The organism is Flavobacterium macrobrachii (genome assembly GCF_014486675.1).
Classification (GTDB): Bacteria; Bacteroidota; Bacteroidia; order Flavobacteriales; family Flavobacteriaceae; genus Flavobacterium; species Flavobacterium macrobrachii.
In genome coordinates this window covers 1-25,921 of sequence record NZ_JACTAC010000053.1, presented here as the reverse complement: position 1 = coordinate 25,921, position 25,921 = coordinate 1, and the positions used below count along the sequence as shown (strand labels likewise).

Here is a 25,921-nt window from a genome sequence, read left to right as displayed (position 1 = left end):
CATCCAGCCTCGCAAGAGGCTGGAGAAACTTTCTTTCCCCAATCAAGTTGGGGATGACAAATATTTATTTATCTCAGTATGTTAAGATATTACTCCTTGTTAGGAGATGCTGAAACAAGTTCAGCATAAAAACTTAAGGTGGTTATTGCGGCGGGGCTCACCTCTTCCCATTCCGAACAGAGAAGTTAAGCCCGCCTGCGCAGATGGTACTGCAATTTTGTGGGAGAGTATGTCACTGCCTTTTTTTGAAAGTCCTCATCATTTAGTTGATGGGGACTTTTTGTTTTTAGTGCTTTAACTTATTTGAGGTGATACATAAACTCTTCATGGATGGTCTAACACTCAGCCCGGATACTTTAACACTTTTCTCGGATGATTCAACACTCAGCCCTGATACTTCAACACTCAGTCCGGATGGTTCAATACTGTTCTTGGGTGGATTTTTATTTTTATTAAAAAAAGAGTTTCTAGTGAGAAACTCTTGTGGATTTATTTACTACTTACTTGAATTATATTGGCAATGGTTATTTATTGGACAACTTTCACATTTTGGATTGGTTGGTCGGCAGATTTCTCTTCCTAGAAAGGAAATAGCCATTCCTATTTCGTTACAAATGTTTTTTGGGAGTATTTGCATCAATTGTTTTTCGACTTTGTTTCCGTCTTTAGTTTCAGTACAAAGTCCAATTCTTGGTGCTACTCTTATTACATGCAAATCTCCAATAATACCTTCTGCTGGGCTATTTGTTTCTCTGATTATCACATTGGCCGATTTTCTTCCTATGCCTTTTAGAGCGGTTAGTTTCTCCATTGTTAGTGGAATATTTTCGTTAGATTGGATAGTTTGCGCTATTTCAATAATCCAATTTGCTTTTGTGCCAAAGTTTCTAACTTTAGAAATATGAGGAATTAGTGCTTCGACGTTTGACACTGCTAAGGATTCCATGTATGGATATACTTCAAATAATGCTGGTGCAATTTTGTTGATATTCGCATCGGAGTCTTGAGCAGAGAGTATGACCATCATCATTAATTGGTAGGTGTTTTTGTATTCTAAAGGATGCTTTTTCCCTTTATATTTTTCGATTAATGGTTTTAATTTTTCTGACCAATTATCGTTGGGTTCAAATAAATTCATGATAAATAAATTATTGGTTTGGTATAGTTGGTATTCCTTGGATTAATTCGTTTAAACTAAAATGATAATTGACTAATACACCTTTGTGTTGCCCATTAACAACATCTCCAATTCCGGTGGCACGTTTGAATTTTCTATAGTTGATTGTATCGTTTAAGCGAATTTTTTTAAGGTCAATTATGTTTTGATGAAAATATAAATCGGTATTTTGATTATTTATGCAATTTCTATTTTTTAGACACCAAACTATATAAAGGTCTGTCTTTTCCTTTTCATAAATTTCAAAGTATCTTTCTAAATCGCTTAGATTTAGCGCAATAGTCTCTGATGGTTTCAGATTACTATTTGGTAATATTCTCTCAATCGACATAAATGTTCGGGATTGTACTTTGATTTCTATGTAACAAACAGGTTTATCAATTGAGGTTTTAGAAATTATTTCAATATCGGGATAACCACTTTTTTTAGTTTTGAATGCGAATAGATTTGGGTTTGACTTATTGATCTGTCTTATAATTTGTTCTTCAATTGCTTCTGAGAAATTTACATCTTTTTCGAAATCATAAACTCCAATAGACTTTCCGTCGCAGCGAGTTTGGCAGCTGCTACAATCGTAAATATTCGGTGCTAATTGAATATGTGACATTGTATTAATTTGTATCTAAATTACTTAAAATTAGTCAGAAATAAACTCTTTTATAATTTCAATTACTTTACTATCACCCAAAATTTTTCGATGACCTAATCCTTCCGTAATCATTATTGTGCTATTTTTAAGATGTTTATGAATGTTGTGTGCTGCTTTTAGAGCTACATCATTGTCATCTTTATCGTGAATAATTAGAACAGGAATGGTTACTGATTTTGCTGAAAAACTAGCGGAATAATTCTCCATTGGTTCATTGTATTTCTTTTCAAAATAATTTTTTAGTTGTAGACCAATCTTTGGTTTCAGTTGTAGTTTTTGAATAAAATCATTGATAACATCTTGAATAATATCGCCACTTCCAATAATTATAGCTTTTTTGACATTTAAATTTTGTTTTATTGCGTTTAAAATAGACATTCCACCAAGTGAATGACCAATTGCAAATTCGAATGGACCATATTGTTTTTCGATTTCTAAAATTGAAGCAATAAATTCAGTCATGATAGTGGTTTTTCCTTCCGATTTTCCATGTGCTGGTGCATCGAAACTAATAGTTGAATATCCCAATTTCAGCATTTCGTCTGCAATTTTTACTAATTGAGTGCCACGACCAGACCAACCATGCACCAATAGGATTTTCTTATCACTTTCACCATAATTATATACTACAATATTCTTTTTGAGTGAAGGAACAAAAAGTTTACTTTGACTACTTTTTTGCACCATGTGTATTTCGCGCTTCGGAATTTTGTGTTTTATTGGTCTTACAAATAATTTTGCTGCAAAAAGCATCGCTAATTTTGGTGAAATTGCTTCTAAAAATTTAGCAGTAATTAGAATCGGTTTCGGAATTTGCAATGATTGAGTAGGTATTGCTACTTTTTTTGTCATTTCAATAAATTTTACTGCAATTTATAACTTATTATATTTTTTTCTAACTTACAACTCATTAAAATCAGTATAAAATGCAAAATCAAACTCGAATTATAATCGAAAATGTGCAACCGCAATTGGACGGTGGAGCCTTTTTTATCAAAAGAATTGTTGGCGAAAAAGTAATAGTTACCGCAAATATTTTTGCCGATGGTCATGATGTTGTAGCAACTTGCGTGAAATTCAAACACGAAAAAGACAAAAAATGGCAAGAAGTGAGAATGACGGAAATGGGTAATGATGAATGGACAGCCACTTTTAAAGTTGAAAAGCAAGGTCATTATTGCTATTTTGTTGAAGCTTGGGTTGATTATGCTTTGAATTGGCAACACGGAACGGAGCGAAAAATTCAAGATAATCAACACGTAAAATCGGAGCTTTTGGAAGGAGCTGAATATTGTCAAGCGATTTTAAAAGAAGCTTCAAAGGAAGAAAAAGCCTATTTGACGAAAGCGATTAAAGCTTTTCAAGACGAAAAATTATATAATGATGCCATTCAGATTGCTTTGTCGGCTGAATTGCATCATATTTTTTATAACTATCCAACGCGAACCTTGGCCAATACTTCGGCTGAACTGAAAGTCTATGTGGATAGAAAAAAAGCATTGTTTAGCACTTGGTATGAATTTTTTCCACGTTCGGCTTCGCAAGAAGGAAAACACGGAACATTTAAAGATTGTGAAAAATTATTGCCACGAGTTGCTGCTATGGGATTTGACACTTTATATTTTCCGCCAATTCATCCCATTGGAGAAGTTAATCGAAAAGGAAAAAATAACGCAACCAATGCACAAAAAGGTGATGTTGGTTCGCCTTGGGGAATTGGTTCAAAACACGGCGGACACAAAGCAACGCATCCAGAACTAGGAACAATCGATGAATTCAAATCATTAGTAAAAGAAGCCAAAAAACTCGGAATTGAAGTTGCCATGGATTATGCGCTTCAAGCTGCGCCCGATCATCCGTATGTAAATCATTTTCCGCAATGGTTTAAATGGCGTCCGGATGGTACGGTTCAATATGCTGAAAATCCACCAAAAAAATACCAAGATATTCAACCAATATATTTTGAAAGTGGTGATTGGAAAAACCTTTGGAAAGAACTTTTGGAGGTTGCTTTATTTTGGGTAGAAGAGTGCGATATTAAAGTTTTTAGAGTGGATAATCCACATACCAAACCTTTTTATTTTTGGGGTTGGTTGATTGCCGAAGTAAAGAAAAAGCATCCTGATGTCTTGTTTTTAGCCGAAGCTTTCACGCGACCAAAAATTATGCATGAATTGGCAAAACAAGGATTTACCCAATCTTATACTTATTTTACATGGCGAAATACTAAAGCCGAACTAATTGAATATCTTACTGAATTAACTAAAACGGAACAAAAAGAATTCTTCCGACCAAACTTTTGGCCAAATACACCCGATATTTTGCCGTATGCATTACAAAGCGGAATGGAAAGTGTTTACCTGCACAAATATTTCTTGGCAGCAACGCTAAGTTCCAGCGTAGGAATTTATGGTCCAGCTTATGAATACATGGTTTCTGCTGCTATGCCAGGCAAAGAAGAATATTTCAACTCCGAAAAATATGAAGTCTATCATTGGGACTGGACGGTTCAAAACAAATTGATTACATTGATTACTCGATTGAACAAAATCCGTCACGAACAACCGTCATTGCAGCAAACCAATAACATTCAGTTTTGTAATACTGATAACGAACAAGTTATTGCTTACTACAAATTTGACGACGATAAAACCGATGAAACCTTGATGATTTGTAACATCGATCCGTATTATCCAAAGCAAACTTGGGTTCAATTACCGATGCAATCGCTAGGAATTCAACCAGGACAAACGATAAAAGTGGTCGATTTGATTACTGGAAATAGTTATTATTGGGACAAAGAATGGAATTTTGTTGAGCTTCAACCAGCGTTACCATTCCATTTGTTTAAAATTTTTAAATAGTATAAATCCATAATTAACATGGAAAATTTAAATCAGGAAACTTTTACTACTCCTTTTGTTTTTAAAACAGATTGGAAAAACGCGCTTGAAGATGATGAGTTCATTAAAGTCTTTTCTTCGGATATTTTAGAGAATTATATCATCAATAAACGTTGGTATGGTGGAAAAGCGAGTACGTTAAAATACATCGAAGTCGTTGATTATTTTAAAATTACGTCGAAGAAAAATACCTATTACGGTGTTCTTTTGGAAGTTAATTTTAAAGAAGCTTTCTACCAACATTATTTTATGCCATTGGCTTTCATGGCGGAAGAAGAATTGGATACTAATACTATTATTGCTCCTATTCAGTTAGGAAATCAAAAAGGATATTTAGTCGATGCATTACATCAGGAAGATTTTAGGAAATTATTATTTGATAATATCGTTCAGGCAAAAGAAAATCCTGAATTGAAATTAGTCTTTCATAAAGGTTCTAAATTTGACGACAAAGAATATAAGTCATCCAAATTCATGGGCTTGGAGCAAAGCAATACTTCTATAATTTACAACGATGCTTTTGTGTTGAAAATCTTCCGACGTATTTATGTGAGCACTAATCCTGATTATGAAATCAGTCGTTTCTTGACCGAACGAATGCATTTTAAGAGTTCGCCTGCTTATACCGGAAGTATCAATTTGGCTTTGCCCGAAGGAAATATTACACTGGGATTAATGCAAGAATTGGTTCCAAATCAAGGCGATGCCTGGAAGTTTATGCTCGAAGAAATCGATGGCGTTTTCATGAATTTGAAGACAAAGAAGATAAAAATTGACAAATTACCCGATATTCCGTTGTTCAAGCGAATGAAAATCAACGAAATTCCGCCAGAAATTATTGATTGGGTTGGATTGAGTTTGTTTCTTCGATTGCAAACCTTAGCCAAGCGAACCGCCGAAATGCACATTGCACTTGGTGGCGACATTCACGATACGGCTTTTACACCAACAACTTACAATGGCGATTACACCGTTTGGTTGAAAAACCGAATGCTCTATCAGTTTCAAAATCGATTGAATATTATTGAGAATAGTTTGCACAAACTCGACGGATTAGCGCTAGACTTGGCGCATCAGTTTATGGAAAATAAAAAATTGGTGCGTAAACATTTCGTTGATTTTGATTGGACAAAGATGAAATCGGAACGCATCAGAATTCATGGCGATTATCATTTGGGACAAATATTGGTTAATGGTGATGATTTCTATCTGCTTGATTTTGAAGGCGAACCCGAAAGCACCATTCGCGATAGAAAAGTGAAACAACCGCCGTTGAAAGACGTTGCCGGACTATTTCGTTCGTTTCATTATGCTATTTATGCTACGATTTTCAACAACAAAGACAAGTATCCGTTTGAGCAAGAGCAACTTTTTAAAGCTGCCGAAATACTGTTCAATTATTTTGTTGGTGCGTTTTTGGAAACCTATATCGAGAAAGCACAATCGGGGAATTTGAACATTGGTTACAGCCACGAAATAGAGTTTTTACTCAAGTATTGTTTGCTCGAAAAAGCGGTTTATGAGTTGGGTTATGAGTTGAACTCACGACCACGTTGGGCGGTTATTCCTTTGAGGGGAATTCAGAGTATAATGAAGTATTAGGAGCGGGAAGTTGGGAGTTGGAAGATGGAAGTAAAAAGTCAAACAATAGAAGTAGACTGTCAGACGATGGAAGTAGAGTATCAGACGATGGAAGTGGAGCATCAGACTATGGAAGTGGAGCATCAGACGATGGAAATGAAGCATCAGACGATGGAAGTAGAGCATCAGACGATGGAAGTAGAGCATCAGACGATGGAAGTGAAGCATCAGACGATGGAAGTAGAGCATCAGACGATGGAAGTAGACTGTCAGACGATGGTTTTTGAATAAAGGACGTTTTTTATAGAGTATTACCTACTTTTTATTAGGTTTTGTATTTGTATGAATATGAATTTATAGTTGAATGTTGAATTTTTAAATCTTATTATTATGGCATTTAGTGTTAGAAGTGAAGAGTATGCTCCGTTGGGGAGTTTTTTATTGGCTAGTTTTACTAGAGATCAAGCGGCGATTGAGGTTCGATTTAAGAAGTTGGATACTACTTATTTAGGCGCTTTTGAGGATCAGTTGAATATTGTTAAGAAGCTTGAAGGCACGCTGGTGCTGACGGAGGAGCAGAAGAAGGCAACGGCTGAGCTGTATGCTGAGGCGGATGTTGTTAATAAAGATTTGAATTTTTTGAGTTCTTATTTTAAGGATGCTGGTTTGCCTACGGCTGCTATTAGTAGTTTGAAAAAGAATTTAAAACGTGGTAATATTGAAGGTGCTTTGCTGGAGATGAAGGATTTAGGTCAATATATTGAGGCGAATGAGGTGGCGTTGATTGATGAAGGGATGGATGCTGGATTTGCAACGGAGTTGGAAGGACATAAGGACAGCATGGAGGGATTGAATAATTTGCAGAATAGTGTTTTGAATGCTAGGAAGCAACTGGTTGATGCGAACAAGGCGGATTACAAGAAGTTGTATGGTTTTATATCTAATGTAGCGGAGAAGGGGAAGTTGGTTTTTAAGGGAACTGTTATTGAGGATGAGTATAATTTAACGAAATTGGTAGGTAGAATGAGAGCACCGAAAAAAGGTGGCGGTGCTGAAGAGTAAGGTTTAGTTAAAACAGCGCAGGTTGTTGCTTGCGCTGGTTTTTTTTTTTTGAGAGAGGAAAGAAGTAAGAAGCAAGAAGCAAGAATAAAGAGTATAGATAATAGAGAATAGACAGTTATGAAAAAAATGATATTAATTTTAGTCATGGTTTTTATTAGTAGTTGTAACAAATCAACACCTAAGGATGTTTTAATTGAAAAAGCTGAAACTGAATTAAAAAAATCAATGCATGATCCATCGAGCTATGAGTTTGTCAGTTTTGAAGAAGATTATGAAAAAGAACTTGATGTTCAAATGACATCTGATTTGTCTAAAATACAAGAAGGTTACAAACGTGATTTTAGCTATTACAAACTTACTTACAGGGGTAAAAATATGATGGGTGCATTAATTTTGAATGAAACTTATGTGGTTTGTTCAAATGATAAAGATTTGTTGTTTTTAAGATTAGAAAATTAATTAAAAAAAAATACTAAAAACTATGAAAAAAGTATTATTATCATCGTTGTTTTTGATTTCAATTTTAGGTTTTAGTCAAGAAACAAAATTCACTTTTAAAAAAGAAGGTTTTACAGATTATGTTGTTACAGAAGTAAAAGGAACAGCACCGGAACTTTATTCAAAAGCAATTAATTGGATAAAAGAAACTTATAAAAATCCTGATGAAGTTATTAAAATGACCATTGTAAATGAAAAAGTAAGGATTGAAGGTTTTCAGAAAAATTTAAACTGTATAGGTTCAGTTTGTGCTGATGGAATTTATGTTGTTGAAATATCATTTAAAGATGAAAGATACAAATTTGATCCTATTTCTTTGCTATTAAAAAATGGAGCTGGTTCTTTTGAAGTCCCTTTTAATGACTTGAGTATTTACTATGACAAAAAAGGTGAATTAAAAAAATCTTCAAAAGAAGGTCTTGAAAAGACAATTCAATTATTCGATGGATTAAATGAAAGTTTGAAAAATTATATTGTTGGAGATAAAAAATCAGACTGGTAAAGTTAATGACTTGATAAAAAAGGATATTAATAGTTTAAGAACTTTAGAAATTAAAGTTGTAGTTATATTAAATAACATGGGAAATAATTTTGTGCTAAGAGAGTGGAAGAAAAAAGTTTAAGGAATGGATTTATTGACAAGTATTTTTGATGAAATTAAATCTAGGTTTGGAAATAGATTAGTCATTAACGTTATCATTTATTGGTTGCTTTTTAATTGGAAAATTACTGTTGCTTTGTTTTGGTATGATACTACGCAGATTGAAGCTGAAGGTTGTCGTTCTACTTTTGAATTTATTTCAGACCAATTGGAAAATAATTCACATTGGTGTTTAGTGTTTATATATTCATTGATATCAACTGTTTTATTGCCAATAATTAAAATGCTTATTTTAGTTTTTGATGCAGAAGTTAAAGTGAGTAGAACAAATTGGATATCAAAAGTTGAAAAGGATAATTTATTCAATAGAGCTGAAAAACTTCAAAAAAGTTTTAACGATATTTCTAATGTGTCTTTTTTGAATGGTAAATGGGAGTTTAAAGAGACAAATAAACAACTAGAAAATATGAGTTTAGGAAAGAATAACGATATTGATTTGTCTACTATTAATTATGTAATCAATATAAACAAAAGTCAAATATCTACAATTAGTATTGAAGGTAAAGATGCCTTTGAAAAGGATAAATATTTAATAAAAGATTTTACATTTAATGCTGGAGGAAATTATATTTTTTTTAAGAAGTTATTGAATAAAGATTTCACATTTGATTATACTGGAGATTACGAAAAGGAGATATTAGCGTATCTCAATATTGAATATGACTTTAATGGTAGAATTAAATTAACAGGTTATGAAAATTTTAATTATGTTGAGTATGTTAAGTTAATTTAATTTTTTGATTGTTAGTTAATGTTTATAAACACACAAGACGTTTCTCCATTAGCCCCGATGGAAGTGGCATCTCGTCTCGTCCTTAAAGACGAGACGAGATATAACGGACAGCGGGAATAGGGATGGCAAGGATGGGCAAGCGATTCGCTCCGAGAGAAATAAAATAGCAATTACAATAGCAATATCAATTACAATAATAAAACAACAACATGAACCAAGTACAAGTACATTCGCTTTTCACTGATTTTGATATTGATTTATTCAAGGCGGGAAAGCATTTTAAATTATATGAAAAACTAGGCGCGCATTTGATGGAGGTGAATGGCGTGAAAGGTGTTTATTTTGCGGTTTGGGCACCAGCGGCACGATCGGTTTCGGTGGTGGGCGATTTTAATTATTGGATACAAGGCGAACATCAGTTGAACGTTCGTTGGGATGGTTCGGGTATTTGGGAAGGTTTTATTCCTGGTGTGGACAAAGGTACAAGGTATAAGTATAAAATCCAGTCGAACAACAACGGGATTATTACGGAGAAAGCGGATCCATTTGCTTTGTATTGTGAACATCCGCCGCAAACGGCTTCTGTTATTTGGGATTTGGACTATAAGTGGAAAGACAAAAAATGGATGGATAGTCGAAAGGATAAAAACGGTTTGGACAAGCCGTATTCGGTATATGAAGTGCATTTGGGTTCGTGGCGACGCAATAGTGAAGGAAAGTTTTTGACGTATTTGGAACTGGCTGATCAATTGGTTGCTTATGTTAAAGAAACGGGTTTTACACATGTGGAGTTTATGCCGGTGATGGAATATCCGTATGATCCGTCTTGGGGTTATCAGTTGGTGGGATATTTTGCGCCAACGTCTCGATTTGGAAAACCACAGGATTTTATGGTTTTGGTGGATAAATTGCACCAAGCAGGAATTGGAGTGATTTTGGATTGGGTTCCGTCGCATTTTCCAGAAGATGCGCATGGTTTGGGCTTTTTTGATGGTTCCAACTTATATGAACATCCAGATAGACGAAAAGGTTTTCATCCGGATTGGAAGAGTTTAGTGTTTAATTATGGACGCAATGAAGTGCGTTCGTTCTTGATTAGTAATGCGATATTTTGGTTGCAGCAATACCATGTTGATGGACTTCGTGTGGATGCAGTTGCCAGTATGTTATATTTGGATTATTCGAGAAAAGATGGCGAATGGGAACCGAATATTTATGGTGGAAGAGAAAACTTAGACACGATTAGTTTCTTGAAAGATTTTAATGAAGCGGTTTATACTAATTTCCCTGATGTGCAAACAATAGCCGAAGAAAGTACGAGCTTTCCAATGGTTTCGCGACCAACTTTCATCGGAGGTTTGGGCTTTGGAATGAAATGGATGATGGGTTGGATGCACGACACGCTGCAATATTTTAAGAAAGAACCCGTTTACAGACGTTTTCATCAAAATGATTTGACGTTTTCGATGACGTATGCGTTCACGGAAAATTTTATGTTGCCGTTGTCGCACGATGAAGTGGTTTATGGAAAACATTCTATTCTTGGCAGAATGCCAGGTGATGAATGGCAACGATTTGCTAATCTTAGATTGTTGTATGGTTATATGTTTACGCATCCTGGAGGAAAATTATTGTTTCAAGGTGCGGAATTTGGACAAAGTGCCGAATGGAATTTTGAAGGAAGTTTGGATTGGCATTTGTTGCAATACGGTTATCACGACGGCATTAAAAAATGCATCACCGATTTGAATGCGTTATACAAAAACAATCCTGCGATGTATGAAAAACAATTCCATGTTGATGGTTTTGAATGGATTAATTATTCCGATGCTGAGAATGCGGTTTTAAGTTACATCAGAAAAGGAAACGACGAAAAAGAAAATATAATTGTGGTTTGTAATTTCACGCCAGTGGTAAGAACGAATTATAGAATTGGATTGACAACGAAAGGCAAATTAACCGAAGTTTTCAACTCGGATAAAGTGGAATACGGCGGAAGTGGTGTTACTAATTCTAAGGCCATCAAGATTGATAAAACACCTTGGAACTGGAAAGACTATTCGGCAGAAATCACTTTGCCACCATTGGGCGTTGTGGCATTTAGGATTTCGTAGTTTTAATTTATATTTAACCATTAAGAAATATAGAAAATTAAGTGTTTGAGGCTTAATGAACCTTAACTTCTTAATGGTTTTTACTTTATACTCAATCGCAAACGTTGTAGTTAAAAACTACTTTGTTTTGATTTAAAAATTTCATTATCAACTTTGTAAATTTGGCGTTTACATAAAAAATCAATTATGATTACTAATACAGAACTCGAAAATAAAGGCGATCAATATCCATCAAGAATTATATCATTTGAGCAAGATGTTGATAGTATCTTTTTTTATACCGAAAATAATATTATCTTAAAAATTACCATTCTTCGCGATAGTCTTATCCGTTTTAGATATACCACCAAAGGATATTTTAGCAAAGATTTCTCTTATGCAATCGATAAAACGCAATCACATGGTTATAACCAGTTGGATGTAATTGAAGAAAGCACTTTTTACATGATTAAAACCAGCAAAGTGTTCTGCAAAATCAATAAAAAAGATGCCAAAGTTGGAATTTTTGACATCGATGGTTCAGCGATTTTAGAAGATGAGAACGGATTTCACTGGGAAGAATGTTATGAACACGGTGGTAATATTGTGAAAATGAGTAAGCATTCTAAAGATGGTGAAAGTTTTTATGGTCTTGGAGACAAGGCTTCTCACTTGAATTTAAAAGGAAAAAGAGTTGAAAACTGGGCAATGGATCAATATGCTTTTCACAAAGACCAAGAACCGTTATACAAAGTAGTTCCGTTTTATATAGGTTTACATCACAACAAATCCTATGGGATTTTCTTTGACAATACGTTTAAAACTTTTTTTGACTTTTGTCACGAAAGAAGAAATGTAACCAGTTTTTGGGCTGAAGGTGGCGAAATGAATTACTACTTTTTCTATGGTCCAAAAATGAGTGATGTAGTAACAACATATACACATTTGACAGGAAAACCAGAATTGCCGCCAATGTGGACATTAGGTTATCATCAATGTAAATGGAGTTATTATCCTGAAAGTAAGGTTAAAGAAATCACCAGTAAATTTAGAGAATTAAAAATTCCTTGCGACGGGATTTATCTAGATATTGATTATATGGATGGTTTTCGATGTTTTACTTGGAACAAAGAGTATTTTCCTGATCCAAAACGAATGGTTGCTGAATTGGCGAAAGATGGATTTAAAACCGTTGTAATCATCGATCCAGGAATAAAAATCGACAAAGATTATTGGGTTTACAAAGAAGCATTAGAAAATGATTATTTCTGTAAACGAGCCGATGGTCCATATATGAAAGGAAAAGTTTGGCCTGGCGAATGTAATTTCCCTGATTATACCAATCCGGCAGTTCGTGAATGGTGGGCAGGATTATTCAAAGAATTGATTTCAGAAATAGGAGTGAAAGGTGTTTGGAATGATATGAACGAACCTGCCGTTATGGAAGTTCCAGGCAAAACATTTCCACCAGATGTTCGTCACGATTATGACGGAAATCCTTGTAGTCATAGAAAAGCACATAATATTTATGGAACACAAATGGCACGTGCTACTTATGAAGGTGTGAAGCGATTTGCTTATCCAAAACGTCCATTTATTATTACCCGTTCAGCTTATTCTGGTGCGCAACGTTATACTTCGTCTTGGACAGGCGATAATGTGGCAAGTTGGGAACATTTATGGATTGCTAACATCCAAATGCAACGAATGTCAATGTCGGGAATGGGTTTCACAGGTTCCGATATTGGCGGATTTGCAGAACAACCTTCAGGTGAATTGTATGCTCGTTGGATACAATTAGGTGTATTTCATCCGTTTTGCAGAACGCATTCATCAGGTGATCATGGCGAACAAGAACCGTGGTCATTTGGAACAGAAGTAATTGATATCACAAGAAAATTTGTGGAATTGCGTTACCAATTGTTACCTTATTTATATACGATGTTTTGGAATTATGTAAACGACGGAACGCCAATGTTAAAACCGTTAGTATACTTTGACCAAGAAGATATGCATACCCATTACAGAACGGACGAATTTATTTTTGGAAATCAAATATTAGTTTGTCCTATTCTTGAACCAAATGCTCAAGGACGACGAATGTATTTGCCAAAAGGAAATTGGTATAACTATTGGACAAATGAATTAGTTGAAGGAAAAAGAGAACTTTGGGTTAGTACAAAATTTGATGAAATTCCAGTTTTTGTAAAAGAAGGTTCGATTATTCCAAAATATCCAGTACAACAATATGTTGGTGAAATGCAGTTTGACGAATTGACTTTGGATGTTTATTATAAATTAGGTAAAGAAAAATCAACAGTTTATGAAGATGCCCAAGACGGATATGATTACAACAAAGGACGATTTTCTCTAAGAACTTTTTCGTTCAACGGAAAAGATAAAGAAATTATTATTCAGCAACATAAAGAAGGAACTTTTGAAACAACCTATTCTAAATTTAAAATCAATTTAAAAGGTTTGCCGTTTAAAGTAAAAAAGATAGAAATTGACAACGAAAAAGTGACTTTAGAGAAAGTTCAATTAAACGGAGATAATTTCTTAATAATTGATAAAGATTTTTCAGAGTTGCATATAATTGGTATATAATTTGTTTAATTTTGTACGAATAAATTCTATTAATCATGAAAAAAGGGATATTGTTTATTGCTGGTCTACTTGTTTTTTTAGCATTTTCTTGTGCAACAAATCCAGTTACAGGAAAGAAAACTTGGGCATTAGTACCAAATTCTGAAATTTTTGCATCTTCATTTAATCAATATAGTGAGTTTTTAAAAACCAATAAAGTGATTACTGGTACAGCCGATGCTAAAAGAGTTGAAAACGTGGGTATGAAAATTAAAGCTGCAGCCGAAAAATTGTTAAAAGCAAGAGGCACAGCTGGTGAACTTGAAGGTTACGCTTGGGAATATAAACTAGTTGATAGCAAAGAAGTAAACGCTTGGTGTATGCCAGGTGGAAAAATAGTTTTCTATTCAGGAATTTTACCAATATGTAAAGACGATGCAGGAATGGCAACTGTAATGGGACATGAAGTTGCACACGCTTTAGCTAATCATGGTCAACAACGTATGAGTGCTGGATTAGTGCAACAACTAGGTGCTGGAGTAGCTCAAGCAGCTGTTGGCGGAAAAAGTGCCGAAACACAAGCGTTAGTTATGCAAGCGTATGGAATTGGAACTCAAGTTGGTGGAATGCTACCTTTTAGCAGAAGTCATGAAACAGAAGCCGATGAAATTGGATTGACATTAATGGCAATTGCAGGTTACAATCCAGAAACTTCAGTTGCTTTTTGGGAAAGAATGTCATCTAATTCAGGCGGTGCAAAACCAGCAGAAATAATGAGTACGCATCCATCAGACGAAACGAGAATTGCCAATTTGAAACGATTAATACCAAAAGCAAAAGCAGAAGCTGCAAAATTTGGAGTAGTTTTCAAATAATAGTATAATTCCAAAAAAATACTATATTTAATCCCGATTAACTCGGGATTTTTTATTTAAAAATATTTTATGGCAACATTAGAAAAAGGAAGTAAAAAATTAATTAACGCTTGGGCATTTTATGATTGGGCAAATTCAGTATATAGTTTAGTGATTGCTACGGCAGTTTTTCCTATTTATTACGAATCAATAACGAGTGAAAATGATGGAATAGTTAATTTTTTAGGAACTACTTTTCATAACTCAACGTTGTTATCATACTCATTATCATTTTCTTTTCTAATTGTAGCTTTAATATCACCAATCCTTTCAGCTATTGCAGACTACACTGGAAACAAGAAACGATTCATGCAGTTTTTTTGTTATTTAGGTTCGCTCTCGGTGATGAGTTTGTTCTTTTTTACAGGAAAAGAAACGCTTTGGATAGGAATTGTTTTTACAATATTAGCAAGCATTGGTTTTTGGGGAAGTTTTGTTTTTTATAACTCATATCTTCCAGAAATTGCTTATCCAGAACAGCAAGATCGTGTTAGTGCAAAAGGTTTTATGTATGGGTATACAGGTTCAGTATTGTTATTAGCTTTTAATTTGGTTATGGTTATGAAACCCGAATTGTTTGGAATTGAAGATCCAAAATTACCCGCACGAATTTCATTTTTAATGGTAGGGATTTGGTGGATGGGTTTTGCACAAATTACATTTTATCATTTACCAAATAATGTCTATCATAAAAAACCTGAAAAAGATTTTATATTTAAAGGATTTAAAGAGTTGAACGAAGTATTTAAAGCTTTAAAAAATCAAATAAATTTAAAATTATTTCTTTCAGCTTTCTTTTTTTATAGTGTTGGTGTCCAAACAATAATATTATTATTAGGAATTTATGTCAAAAAAGAATTAGAAATTGAAACAAGTAAGCTAATTATAATCATATTATTAATTCAAATAGTTGCAATACTTGGAGCATTTTTATTTTCAAGAATATCCGAAAAAATAGGTAACATAAGAACGTTAAAATTAACAATTGCAATTTGGTGTATAATTTGCTTTGCAATATTCTTGATAAATTCAAAAAGTGAAAGTATAGACCTTCAAGTATATGCAATTGGAGCATCGATAGGTATGGTTTTAGGTGCAATTCAGTCTATATCACGTTCAACTTATTCTAAATTATTGCCAGAAACAGAAGATCATGCAACCTATTTTAGTTTTTATGATGTAACAGAAAAAGTAGCAATTGTTCTTGGAACATTTATCTTTGGATTGGTAGGCGCAATCTCAGACTCATTAAGAAATTCAATATTTATTTTAGCATTATTCTTTTTATTGGGATATATTGTTTTAGGATTTATGAAAAAAAGAGAGCTAACAAGCAAATAGAAATTCAAAAAAAAATTATATTTGGGCAATAATTAGATACGTTATGAAAAATATAAAATTTTTAGCTGGATTATTTTTAATTATCACAGCTTTTTCCTTTACATCATGTGAAAATGAACCAATTGATCCTGCTATTGATTTAGGAAATATTGGAGGAAATCCTGGAAATGCAGTATTTAGAGCTGATTTTAGTGGAAGCACTTGGAATGCTACATCAGCACAAGCAATAATTTCGGGAAATATTATTCGAATTGGTGCTTCTAAAAATAACGGAGAATCGTTCGGAATTTTAATTGATGGAAGTACAACTGGAACATATCCTGCAAATGAAAATATTTTAAATTTCAATCCAGCAGGTTCTGAGTATGGTTATTGGTCAATAAATATTGATAATCCGTCTGAAAATACGGGTTCAATTACAATAACTAATATTAATACTTCCAATAAAACAATCTCTGGTACTTTCAATTTCAAAGGATATTGGTCTGATGACACTGTAACGAATATACTTCCAACGGTTTTTACTAACGGAGTTTTTCAAAATGTTCCTTATGTTGTTCAAGCTGAAACAGGTGATACTTTTTTTGCTAAAGTAAACGGAATTGAATTTGATGAGGTTGATATACTTGCTGCCGAAATAGGTCTTGCAGGACAAGATTTTATCAGTGTTGCTGCTCAAAACGCTGCTCTTAACTCGATGACAGTTTCAGTTAGAGCTAATTTAGGTGCTGGAACATACCCAATAACTGGAAATATTGCTACTGATGTTGTTCAAGCTTCTTATACTTTTGATGATGAAGATTTTACAGCAACTTCTGGTACTGTAACTATCATTTCAAAAACAGCAACAAAAATCAAAGGAACATTTAGTTTTGTAACGTCAACATTCAATGTTACAGAAGGTTCATTTGATGTAGAATATTAATAAAAAAAAGTTTTTTTTATATAAATCCGTCATTTTGGCGGATTTTTTTTGTGGCATAATACTTGTCATATCCAATCGCTAATCGATTATATCCATTAGAAACAAAACTTAAATGTTTGCAAATTAGAGGTCAATTTTTAAAATGATACCTTACATTTGTTTTTCATTTATTGAAAATTAATGCCATATTGACCTATTTTAAACACCATACATGTCAAAACAAAATATTATAACACTCGATAGTTTGTCACTTCAAGAATTTGATAACGAAGCAGAGTTAATTCCGCTTTTAACTCCCGAAGACGAAGAAGAAATGAGTAAGGAAGAATTACCTCTTTCGTTGCCAATTCTTCCATTGCGAAACACCGTGCTTTTTCCTGGAGTTGTAATTCCAATTACTGCTGGAAGAGATAAATCGATAAAACTGATTAACGATGCCAATGCCGGAAATAAAATCATTGGTGTTGTAGCTCAAAAAAACGAAGCCGATGAAGATCCAACCAAAAACGATATTCATCCGGTTGGAACAGTAGCTAAAATTCTTCGCGTTTTAAAAATGCCAGACGGAAATATTACCGTAATTCTTCAAGGAAAAAAGCGTTTTGAAATTGATACGGTTACAACCGAAGTTCCTTATTTAAAAGCTTCTGTAAAAGAAGTTGAGGAAAAGCGTCCAAAGAAAACAGATACCGAGTTTAATGCTATTGTTGATTCAATTCGTGAATTGGCAATTGAAATTATCAAGGAAAGTCCAAATATTCCAACCGAAGCTACTTTTGCTATAAAAAATATCGAAAGCCAATCGTTTTTAATCAATTTTGTTTCTTCTAATATGAACCTTTCGGTTAAGGAAAAACAAGATTTATTATCAATTAATGTTTTGAAAGATAGAGCTTTGGAAACACTTCGATACATGAATGTTGAGTTGCAAAAATTGGAACTTAAAAACGACATTCAGTCCAAAGTTCGATTTGATTTAGACCAACAACAACGCGAATATTTCTTGCATCAGCAAATGAAAACCATTCAAGAAGAATTGGGTGGCGTTTCGTATGAGCAAGAAATTGAAGAAATGCGTCAAAAGGCTAAAACCAAATCTTGGGACGAAAAAACCGCCAAACATTTTGAAAAAGAAATTTCAAAATTACAGCGAACTAATCCTCAATCGCCCGATTTTGGTATTCAAAGAAATTACCTAGATTTATTTCTTGAATTGCCATGGAATAAATTTTCAAAAGACAATTTCGATTTAAAACGAGCACAAAAAATAATCGACAAAGACCATTTTGGTTTAGAAGATGTCAAAAAAAGGATAATCGAGCATTTGGCAGTTTTAAAATTGCGAAATGACATGAAATCGCCAATTATTTGTTTAACTGGTCCGCCAGGTGTTGGAAAAACATCGATTGGAAAATCAATTGCCGAAGCGTTAGGAAGAGAATATGTTCGAATTTCTCTTGGAGGTTTGCGTGACGAAGCTGAAATTCGTGGTCATAGAAAAACCTATATCGGTGCAATGCCAGGAAGAATAATCCAAAGTTTGAAAAAAGCAGGAACTTCCAATCCGGTTTTTGTTTTGGATGAAATTGATAAATTGTCAAATTCGCATCAAGGCGATCCATCATCGGCTTTGCTAGAAGTTCTTGATCCTGAACAAAACAGCGAGTTTTATGATAATTTCCTAGAAATGGGTTACGATTTGTCAAAAGTTATGTTTATTGCAACTTCAAATAATATGGCAACCATTCAGCCTGCGTTGAAAGACAGAATGGAAGTGATTAGAATGACTGGTTATACCATTGAAGAAAAAGTAGAAATTGCTCGTCAGCATTTGTTCCCAAAACAACTGAAAGAACACGGATTAACACCGAAAGATTTGTCTATTGGAAAAAAACAATTAGAAAAAATCGTTGAAGGTTACACACGCGAATCTGGTGTGAGAAGTTTAGAGCAAAAAATTGCACAAGTCATCCGAAATGCTGCAAAATCTGTAGCAATGGAAGAAGAGTACAATAAAAAAGTAACCGATGAAGATATCGTGAAAATTCTTGGTGCGCCAAAATTAGAACGCGATAAATCCGAAAGTAACGATGTTGCTGGAGTAGTAACTGGTTTAGCTTGGACATCGGTTGGTGGAGATATTTTGTTTATTGAATCCCTTATTTCTGCTGGAAAAGGAAATTTAACTCTGACAGGAAATCTTGGAACAGTAATGAAAGAATCGGCTACGATTGCTTTAGAATATATCAAAGCCAATGCCGAACTTTTTGGATTAGAAGCCGAAATGATTTCGAAATACAATATTCATCTTCACGTTCCCGAAGGTGCAACACCAAAAGACGGACCAAGTGCAGGTATTGCTATGTTGACTTCGTTAATTTCTTTGTTAACCCAAAAGAAAGTGAAGAAAAGTTTAGCCATGACAGGCGAAATTACACTTCGTGGAAAAGTACTTCCAGTTGGTGGAATTAAAGAGAAAATCTTGGCTGCCAAAAGAGCCAACATCAAAGAGATTATTCTTTGTCACGAAAACAAAAGCGATATTGATGAAATCAAACCCGAATATATTGAAGGATTGACCTTCCATTACGTTAAAGAAATGAGCGAAGTTATAGAAGTTGCAATTACCAATCAAAAGGTAAAAAACGCAAAGAAACTTTAGTTTTCAGTTCTTAAACTAATTCCAACCTACAAGGTTTTTAAAACCTTGTAGGTTTTTTGTTTAAAAGATGTTTTAAATAGTTGAAAAATTAAGAAATTCATAGAAAACCATTTTTTTTCTATCCAATTTAAAATAATATCTTCGCATTTCCGTTATAGTATATAGATTGCTATTTATTTCCATGGTAAAAAAAATTGTTTGTACTCTTTTATTGCTCACTAATTTGATCAGTTTTGGACAAATTGGTGGTAGATCTGTGTATCAATTTTTGAACCTAGTTACATCGCCAAGACAAGCTGCGTTGGGTGGAAAAACTATCACTATTTATGATAATGATGTCAATCAGGCACATTTTAATCCAGCGACAATCAATGCCGAAATGGATAATAAATTGGCATTAAATTATGGAAGTTATTTTGGCGAAGTTACTTATGGAACTGCGGCTTATGCTTATACGTATGACAGACATTTGCAAACGTTTCACGCTGGAGTAAATTATGTAAACTATGGAAATTTTGACGGTTATGACGAAAATGGTCAAGCAACATCAAGTTTTACAGGTAGCGAAATGGCGTTGTCTTTTGGTTATGCCTATAATATTCCGTTTACAAGTTTTTATATTGGTGCCAATGCCAAATTAATTTCTTCCACATTAGAAAGTTACAATTCATTTGGCGCAGCCATTGATATTGGTGGATTATTTATTGATGAACGAAATGATGTCAATTGGGCTTTGGTCATCAGAAATATCGGGACGCAAATCACGCCTTATGCTGAAACTAGGGAAAAATTACCGCTTGAAGTTTTAGTTGGAGTTTCACAATTAATGGAAAATGTTCCCATTCGTTGGCATTTAACGTTGGAAAATATGCAACAATGGAATATTGCTTTTTCCAATCCAAATCGAGCAGAAGGTTCACTTGATGGCGGTTCAACTCCCGAAAAAGTTTCGGTTTTCAATAATGCTTTACGACATGTAGTTGTTGGTGCCGAATTATTTCCAGATAAAGGTTTTAATATACGATTAGGATATAATTTTCGTCGTGCCGAAGAATTACGTATTTTAGAGCAACGAAATTTTTCTGGAATTTCAGTTGGTATTGGTTTGAAAATTAGAAAATTAAAATTTAATTATTCCTATTCACGATATACTTTAGCGGCAAACACAAGTCTATTTGGCTTAACGATAGATTTTGCAGACAACAGTTATTAAAATAAAACATTTTGAAACCGAAGGTTCACGAACACCAAAAAAAATAATAGAAAAATTGTGAGTAAAAAAATTACCATTGCAATCGACGGATATTCGTCAACAGGAAAAAGTACTTTAGCAAAACAATTGGCTAAAGAATTAGGATATGTTTATGTTGATACTGGCGCAATGTATCGTGCAGTAACGTATTTTGCAATGCAAAATGGTTTCATTTCTAATGATTTTTTTCATAAAAACGAATTGATTGTAAGTTTACCCAATATAAAATTACACTTTGAGTTCAACCCCGAATTAGGTTTTGCTGAAATGTATCTCAATGATGTAAATGTCGAAAAACAAATTAGAACGCTTGAAGTTTCAGGGTTTGTGAGTAAAATAGCTGAGGTTTCAGAAGTTCGAGCCAAATTGGTTGAACAACAACAAGCTATGGGGAAAGACAAAGGCATTGTTATGGATGGACGTGATATTGGAACGGTTGTTTTTCCTGACGCTGAGGTTAAAATTTTCATGACAGCAAGTGCCGAAACTCGTGCGCAACGTAGATTTGATGAACTCCAAGCCAAAGGCGATAATGTTACCTACGAAGATGTTTTAAAAAACGTACAAGAACGCGATTATATTGATACACATCGAGCCGATTCTCCATTGGTTATTGCCGATGATGCTATTGAAATTGATAATTCTTACCTTTCAAAAGAAGAACAATTTACTGCTGTTTTAGAATTAATCGAAGAAGTTATTCATTCGTAATAAATCCTACACTATCTGTAAACTTATCATTTCGTCTCGTTTTTTTGTCAAGAGAGAAATCACACAAAATAGATTAAAACTACAAAATACAATTTTCCTTTTTTAGAAATCACAAAATCATTAGCAAATCATTTGGAAGTTTGCATAAAAATAGTAGATTTACGAGCTATTTTCTAACGAAATCTAAAACTATTTTTATGAGTATAAAGAACAGACTAATTACCATGAACTTCTTTCAATTCTTTGTTTGGGGTGCATGGTTGATTACTATTGCCAACTTTTGGTTTGGAACAAAACAATGGGAAGGAACACAATTTGGATTAGTATTTGGAACAATGGGAATCGCTTCGTTGTTTATGCCAACAATAACTGGAATTCTTGCTGATAGATGGATTAATGCCGAAAAATTATACGGAATTCTACATATTTTGTATGCGTTGGTTTTGTTTTATTTACCTCAAGTAGAAACACCTGGAGATTTTATTTATGTAATGCTTTTGGCAATGTGTTTCTATATGCCAACAATTGCGTTATCAAATTCAATATCTTATACTGCTTTAAAAAACAGTTCGGATGGCGATGTGGTAAAAGATTTTCCACCTATTAGAGTTTGGGGAACGGTTGGGTTTATTGCCGCAATGTGGTTGACTAATTTAACTGGAAATAAAGCCACGGCATATCAGTTTTACATTGCTGGAATTGCAGCTATTTTATTAGGATTGTATGCTTTTTCATTGCCAAAATGTAAACCACAACACACTAAAGCGGAAAAATCTTCTTTTGTAGAATCGTTAGGATTAGAAGCTTTCAAGTTATTTGGAACGTATAAAATGGCTTTGTTTTTTATTTTCTCTATGTTTCTTGGCGGAGCTTTACAGTTAACAAACGCTTATGGCGATGTTTTTTTGGATGAATTTAAAAATGTTCCTGAATATGCCGATTCATTTGTTGTAAAATATTCTACTATTATTATGTCTATTTCACAGGTTTCGGAGACATTGTTTATTTTGGCAATTCCGTTTTTCTTGAAACGATTTGGGATTAAACAAGTAATGTTAATCTCGATGTTTGCTTGGGTTTTACGTTTTGGATTGTTTGCCTACGGAAATCCTACGGATGGACTTTGGATGATTATAATGTCTTGTATAGTGTATGGAATGGCATTTGATTTCTTCAATATTTCGGGTTCATTGTTTGTTGAAACTTCGACTAATGCAAAAATTCGTTCTTCGGCTCAAGGATTGTTTATGATGATGACCAATGGTTTTGGAGCTGTTCTGGGAAGTTTTACATCAGGTTGGGCAATTGAAAAATATTTTACACACAATGGTGAAAGAGATTGGCATAGTATCTGGTTGGCGTTTGCAGCTTATTCATTAATTATTGCTATTGCTTTTGCAGTTTTGTTTAAGCACAAGCATAATCCTAATGATGTAGCGAATGTAAGTCATTAAAAAAATATAATATTGAAATTTTAGACCTGACAGGTTTTTATCCCGAAACTTCGGGACTGTCAGGTCTTTTTTGTTTCCAAGCAATCAATACAAATCTAAATTAGCCCTGATTGAAGTGGAAATCCTCGCAGAGATTGTAATGAAAAGCGGGAAAAAGGCATCCAAAAATTCCCAAGCGATTCGCTTCTAGAAAAAACAACCATATTCTTGTGTTAAATGTTTTGTAGTTAAGAAATTATGCTTAATTTTGCAGACCTTTTGGCGAAGTAGAGTTTCCTTTAGGTATCAACTATTTAAATCTAACACTGTTGTGTTTTTAATCGCATAATGAAACTCAGAAAACATAACATACAAATTTTTTATCAGCATGTCTGAATTAAACAAAGAACAACAAGCGTTTTTAAACGAATTTAACTGGCACAATTACGCAGAAGGAATTGATGCGGTAGATGCAAAAAACTTGCAAGAGTTTGAAGATTTAGTTACTAAAACTTTTATTTCTACAGATCAAGAAGAAGTAGTTGAAGGTGTTGTAGTTAGAATTACTGACAGAGACGCAATTGTTGACATTAACGCAAAATCGGAAGGTGTAATTTCACTTAATGAATTTCGTTATAATCCAAACTTGAAAGTAGGAGACAAAGTTGAGGTATTAATCGACGTTCGTGAGGACAAAACGGGTCAATTAGTTTTATCTCACAGAAAAGCTAGAACTATCAAATCTTGGGATAGAGTTATCGCTGCTAACGAAACTGGAGAAATTGTTCAAGGTTTTGTTAAATGTAGAACTAAAGGTGGTATGATTGTTGACGTTTTTGGAATTGAAGCGTTCTTACCAGGTTCACAAATTGATGTGAAACCAATCCGTGATTATGATGTATATGTAAACAAAATGATGGAATTTAAAGTTGTGAAAATTAATCACGAATTTAAAAACGTTGTTGTATCGCACAAAGCGCTTATAGAAGCAGATATTGAAGTTCAGAAAAAAGAAATTATTGGTCAATTAGAAAAAGGACAAGTATTAGAAGGTGTTGTTAAAAACATTACTTCTTATGGTGTGTTTATTGACCTTGGTGGTGTTGATGGACTAATCCATATTACTGATCTTTCTTGGTCAAGAATTAATCACCCAAGTGAAGTTCTTGAATTAGACCAAAAATTGAACGTAGTTATCCTTGATTTCGATGATGAGAAAACAAGAATTCAATTAGGTTTAAAACAATTAAACGCTCATCCATGGGATGCACTTGGTGCTGAACTTAAAGTTGGAGATAAAGTGAAAGGTAAAGTTGTAGTTCTTGCTGACTATGGTGCTTTCATTGAAGTTGCTGAAGGTGTTGAAGGTTTAATCCACGTTTCTGAAATGTCTTGGTCGACTCATTTACGTTCTGCTCAAGATTTCGTAAAAGTTGGTGATGAAGTTGAAGCAGTAGTTTTAACTCTTGACAGAGACGAAAGAAAAATGTCATTAGGTATCAAACAAATGACACAAGATCCATGGACTGATATTACAGCTAAATATCCAGTTGGTTCTAAGCATACAGGTATCGTAAGAAACTTTACAAATTTTGGTATTTTCGTTGAATTAGAAGAAGGTATCGATGGTTTAGTATATATTTCTGATTTATCTTGGACTAAAAAAATCAAACATCCATCAGAATTTGTTAACGTAGGTGACAAATTAGATGTTGTTGTTTTAGAACTAGATGTTGATGCTCGTAAATTGTCTTTAGGTCACAAACAAACTACAGCTAACCCATGGGATAAACATGAAGATGCCTTTGCAGTAGGAACAGTTCACACTGGAGTTATTGCTGATATCGTTGACAAAGGTGCAACTGTAGATTTTGGAGATGATGTTGTTGCATTTATTCCAACACGTCACTTAGAAAAAGAAGACGGTAAAAAATTGAAAAAAGGTGACGAAGCTGAATTCAAAGTAATTGAGTTCAACAAAGAATTCAAAAGAGTTGTTGCTTCTCACACAGCTATCTTTAGAGAAGAAGAAGAGAAAAATGTTAAAGCTGCTTCAGAATCAGTTACAGCTTCTAACAACAATAATCAAGCTTCAACTTTAGGAGATAACAATGATATTCTTGCTGGTTTAAAAGCAAAAATGGAAAAAAACGAGAAAAAATAATATTCTCTTTTTATAAATTAAAAAGTCCTCTTGTCATTTTGACTTGAGGACTTTTTTTTAGTTATTATAATATTTTCGTTGCCAAATTTCACTATTAAAATTCTTACCCATCATAAAAAAATAGTAAGCACTAACAGCTATTATTGATTTAAATATGAAGAGAAAAATTATCAATGAAGCCATTGGTTCGTCTTTACTTAAAGTTGTTTCTGGTACAATAAGTGTTAATATAAAACTTATTAAAATACTAAACAGTACAAAACTTCCAATATTTTTTATGGGCTTAACAATCCATTTTCTCAGCGAATTCATATCGTTTCCCCATTGATGTATCAGATAAAAATAGTCATTACCAATTGGTATAAAAAGCAACGGATCATCATAATTTTCTAAAAGAAACGCTTTGCTTGGCGCAACAATTTTAAAACCTTCAAGTTTTGTATCGTGTTTTTTTTCTAATTCTGTAATTTTAGAAATGGCTTCTTCTGGAATTTCATTTTTAAAAATGCTACTATCAAGAAATCGAAATCTATAATCAATACAGATTTTTTTTATTTGTTCTAAATGAAATATTTT

Annotated in this window: 21 protein-coding genes and 1 rRNA gene; 18 read left to right on the top strand and 4 right to left on the bottom strand. The window is 33.6% G+C overall.

Features of this window, described 5'->3' with window-relative positions; translation table 11 throughout:
- Window positions 1-134 precede the first annotated feature (134 nt).
- A 5S ribosomal RNA gene (gene rrf / locus IAI56_RS11555) occupies window positions 135-244 on the top strand.
- A gap of 252 nt (window positions 245-496) precedes the next feature.
- Here rrf and IAI56_RS11550 read toward each other — a convergent pair.
- From IAI56_RS11550 to IAI56_RS11540, 3 genes are read right to left on the bottom strand one after another with little or no spacing between them, the layout of a single operon-like run.
- Window positions 497-1,138, bottom strand: a complete 642-nt coding sequence (locus IAI56_RS11550; RefSeq protein ID WP_187658021.1) for an endonuclease III domain-containing protein — start codon at window positions 1,136-1,138, stop codon at window positions 497-499.
- A gap of 10 nt (window positions 1,139-1,148) precedes the next feature.
- Window positions 1,149-1,784: a hypothetical protein gene (locus tag IAI56_RS11545; RefSeq protein ID WP_187658020.1), complete on the bottom strand. Its 636-nt coding sequence runs from the start codon at window positions 1,782-1,784 to the stop codon at window positions 1,149-1,151.
- 30 nt (window positions 1,785-1,814) lie between these two features.
- Window positions 1,815-2,678, bottom strand: a complete 864-nt coding sequence (locus IAI56_RS11540) for an alpha/beta fold hydrolase (protein WP_187658019.1) — start codon at window positions 2,676-2,678, stop codon at window positions 1,815-1,817.
- 74 nt (window positions 2,679-2,752) lie between these two features.
- Here IAI56_RS11540 and IAI56_RS11535 point away from each other — a divergent pair, with 74 nt between their 5' ends.
- The 17 genes from IAI56_RS11535 to rpsA all read left to right on the top strand — a co-directional run bounded on the left by IAI56_RS11535 (window position 2,753) and on the right by rpsA (window position 25,345).
- On the top strand, window positions 2,753-4,690 hold the full coding sequence (locus IAI56_RS11535) for an alpha-1,4-glucan--maltose-1-phosphate maltosyltransferase (RefSeq protein ID WP_187658018.1): 1,938 nt from the start codon (window positions 2,753-2,755) through the stop codon (window positions 4,688-4,690).
- 18 nt (window positions 4,691-4,708) lie between these two features.
- Window positions 4,709-6,331, top strand: a complete 1,623-nt coding sequence (locus IAI56_RS11530; RefSeq protein WP_187658017.1) for a maltokinase N-terminal cap-like domain-containing protein — start codon at window positions 4,709-4,711, stop codon at window positions 6,329-6,331.
- Entirely contained in the window at window positions 6,283-6,597 is a 315-nt protein-coding gene (locus tag IAI56_RS11525; RefSeq protein WP_187658016.1) for a hypothetical protein, read from the top strand. Before IAI56_RS11530 ends, IAI56_RS11525 begins: the two co-directional genes overlap by 49 nt.
- Before the next feature lie 103 nt (window positions 6,598-6,700).
- The gene (locus tag IAI56_RS11520) at window positions 6,701-7,372 is read left to right on the top strand and encodes a hypothetical protein (RefSeq protein ID WP_187658015.1); all 672 of its coding nucleotides are present in this window, start codon (window positions 6,701-6,703) and stop codon (window positions 7,370-7,372) included.
- 126 nt (window positions 7,373-7,498) lie between these two features.
- Complete coding sequence (locus IAI56_RS11515; RefSeq protein WP_187658014.1) at window positions 7,499-7,831, top strand: hypothetical protein; 333 nt, start codon at window positions 7,499-7,501, stop codon at window positions 7,829-7,831.
- Window positions 7,832-7,853: 22 nt separating this feature from the next.
- On the top strand, window positions 7,854-8,372 hold the full coding sequence (locus IAI56_RS11510; RefSeq protein WP_187658013.1) for a hypothetical protein: 519 nt from the start codon (window positions 7,854-7,856) through the stop codon (window positions 8,370-8,372).
- 124 nt (window positions 8,373-8,496) lie between these two features.
- Complete coding sequence (locus tag IAI56_RS11505; protein WP_187658012.1) at window positions 8,497-9,264, top strand: hypothetical protein; 768 nt, start codon at window positions 8,497-8,499, stop codon at window positions 9,262-9,264.
- A 209-nt stretch (window positions 9,265-9,473) separates the two neighbouring features.
- The gene (gene glgB, locus IAI56_RS11500; RefSeq protein ID WP_187658011.1) at window positions 9,474-11,378 is read left to right on the top strand and encodes a 1,4-alpha-glucan branching protein GlgB; all 1,905 of its coding nucleotides are present in this window, start codon (window positions 9,474-9,476) and stop codon (window positions 11,376-11,378) included.
- 186 nt (window positions 11,379-11,564) lie between these two features.
- On the top strand, window positions 11,565-13,964 hold the full coding sequence (locus IAI56_RS11495) for a glycoside hydrolase family 31 protein (RefSeq protein WP_187658010.1): 2,400 nt from the start codon (window positions 11,565-11,567) through the stop codon (window positions 13,962-13,964).
- Window positions 13,965-13,999: 35 nt separating this feature from the next.
- Complete coding sequence (locus IAI56_RS11490; protein ID WP_187658009.1) at window positions 14,000-14,818, top strand: M48 family metallopeptidase; 819 nt, start codon at window positions 14,000-14,002, stop codon at window positions 14,816-14,818.
- Between the two features lie 69 nt (window positions 14,819-14,887).
- A complete protein-coding gene (locus tag IAI56_RS11485) occupies window positions 14,888-16,198 on the top strand; it encodes an MFS transporter (RefSeq protein ID WP_187658008.1) in 1,311 nt (436 codons plus the stop codon).
- 43 nt (window positions 16,199-16,241) lie between these two features.
- Window positions 16,242-17,123, top strand: coding sequence for a DUF6252 domain-containing protein (locus IAI56_RS11480; RefSeq protein WP_187658007.1), 882 nt, complete (start codon window positions 16,242-16,244; stop codon window positions 17,121-17,123).
- Window positions 17,124-17,334: 211 nt separating this feature from the next.
- Window positions 17,335-19,785 carry an endopeptidase La gene (gene lon / locus IAI56_RS11475; RefSeq protein ID WP_187658006.1) on the top strand — a complete coding sequence of 817 codons (2,451 nt, stop codon included), beginning with the start codon at window positions 17,335-17,337 and terminating at the stop codon, window positions 19,783-19,785.
- A gap of 181 nt (window positions 19,786-19,966) precedes the next feature.
- Window positions 19,967-20,998 (top strand): type IX secretion system protein PorQ, encoded by a 1,032-nt coding sequence (gene porQ, locus IAI56_RS11470; RefSeq protein WP_187658005.1) that lies wholly within the window; start codon window positions 19,967-19,969, stop codon window positions 20,996-20,998.
- 57 nt (window positions 20,999-21,055) lie between these two features.
- Window positions 21,056-21,748, top strand: a complete 693-nt coding sequence (gene cmk / locus IAI56_RS11465) for a (d)CMP kinase (RefSeq protein ID WP_187658004.1) — start codon at window positions 21,056-21,058, stop codon at window positions 21,746-21,748.
- A 197-nt stretch (window positions 21,749-21,945) separates the two neighbouring features.
- Window positions 21,946-23,202: a nucleoside permease gene (locus IAI56_RS11460; protein WP_187658003.1), complete on the top strand. Its 1,257-nt coding sequence runs from the start codon at window positions 21,946-21,948 to the stop codon at window positions 23,200-23,202.
- A gap of 367 nt (window positions 23,203-23,569) precedes the next feature.
- Window positions 23,570-25,345, top strand: coding sequence for a 30S ribosomal protein S1 (gene rpsA, locus IAI56_RS11455; protein ID WP_187658002.1), 1,776 nt, complete (start codon window positions 23,570-23,572; stop codon window positions 25,343-25,345).
- A 57-nt stretch (window positions 25,346-25,402) separates the two neighbouring features.
- Here rpsA and IAI56_RS11450 read toward each other — a convergent pair.
- Window positions 25,403-25,921, bottom strand: a 519-nt coding sequence (locus tag IAI56_RS11450; RefSeq protein WP_187658001.1) for a hypothetical protein, incomplete at its 5' end; no start/stop codon positions are given.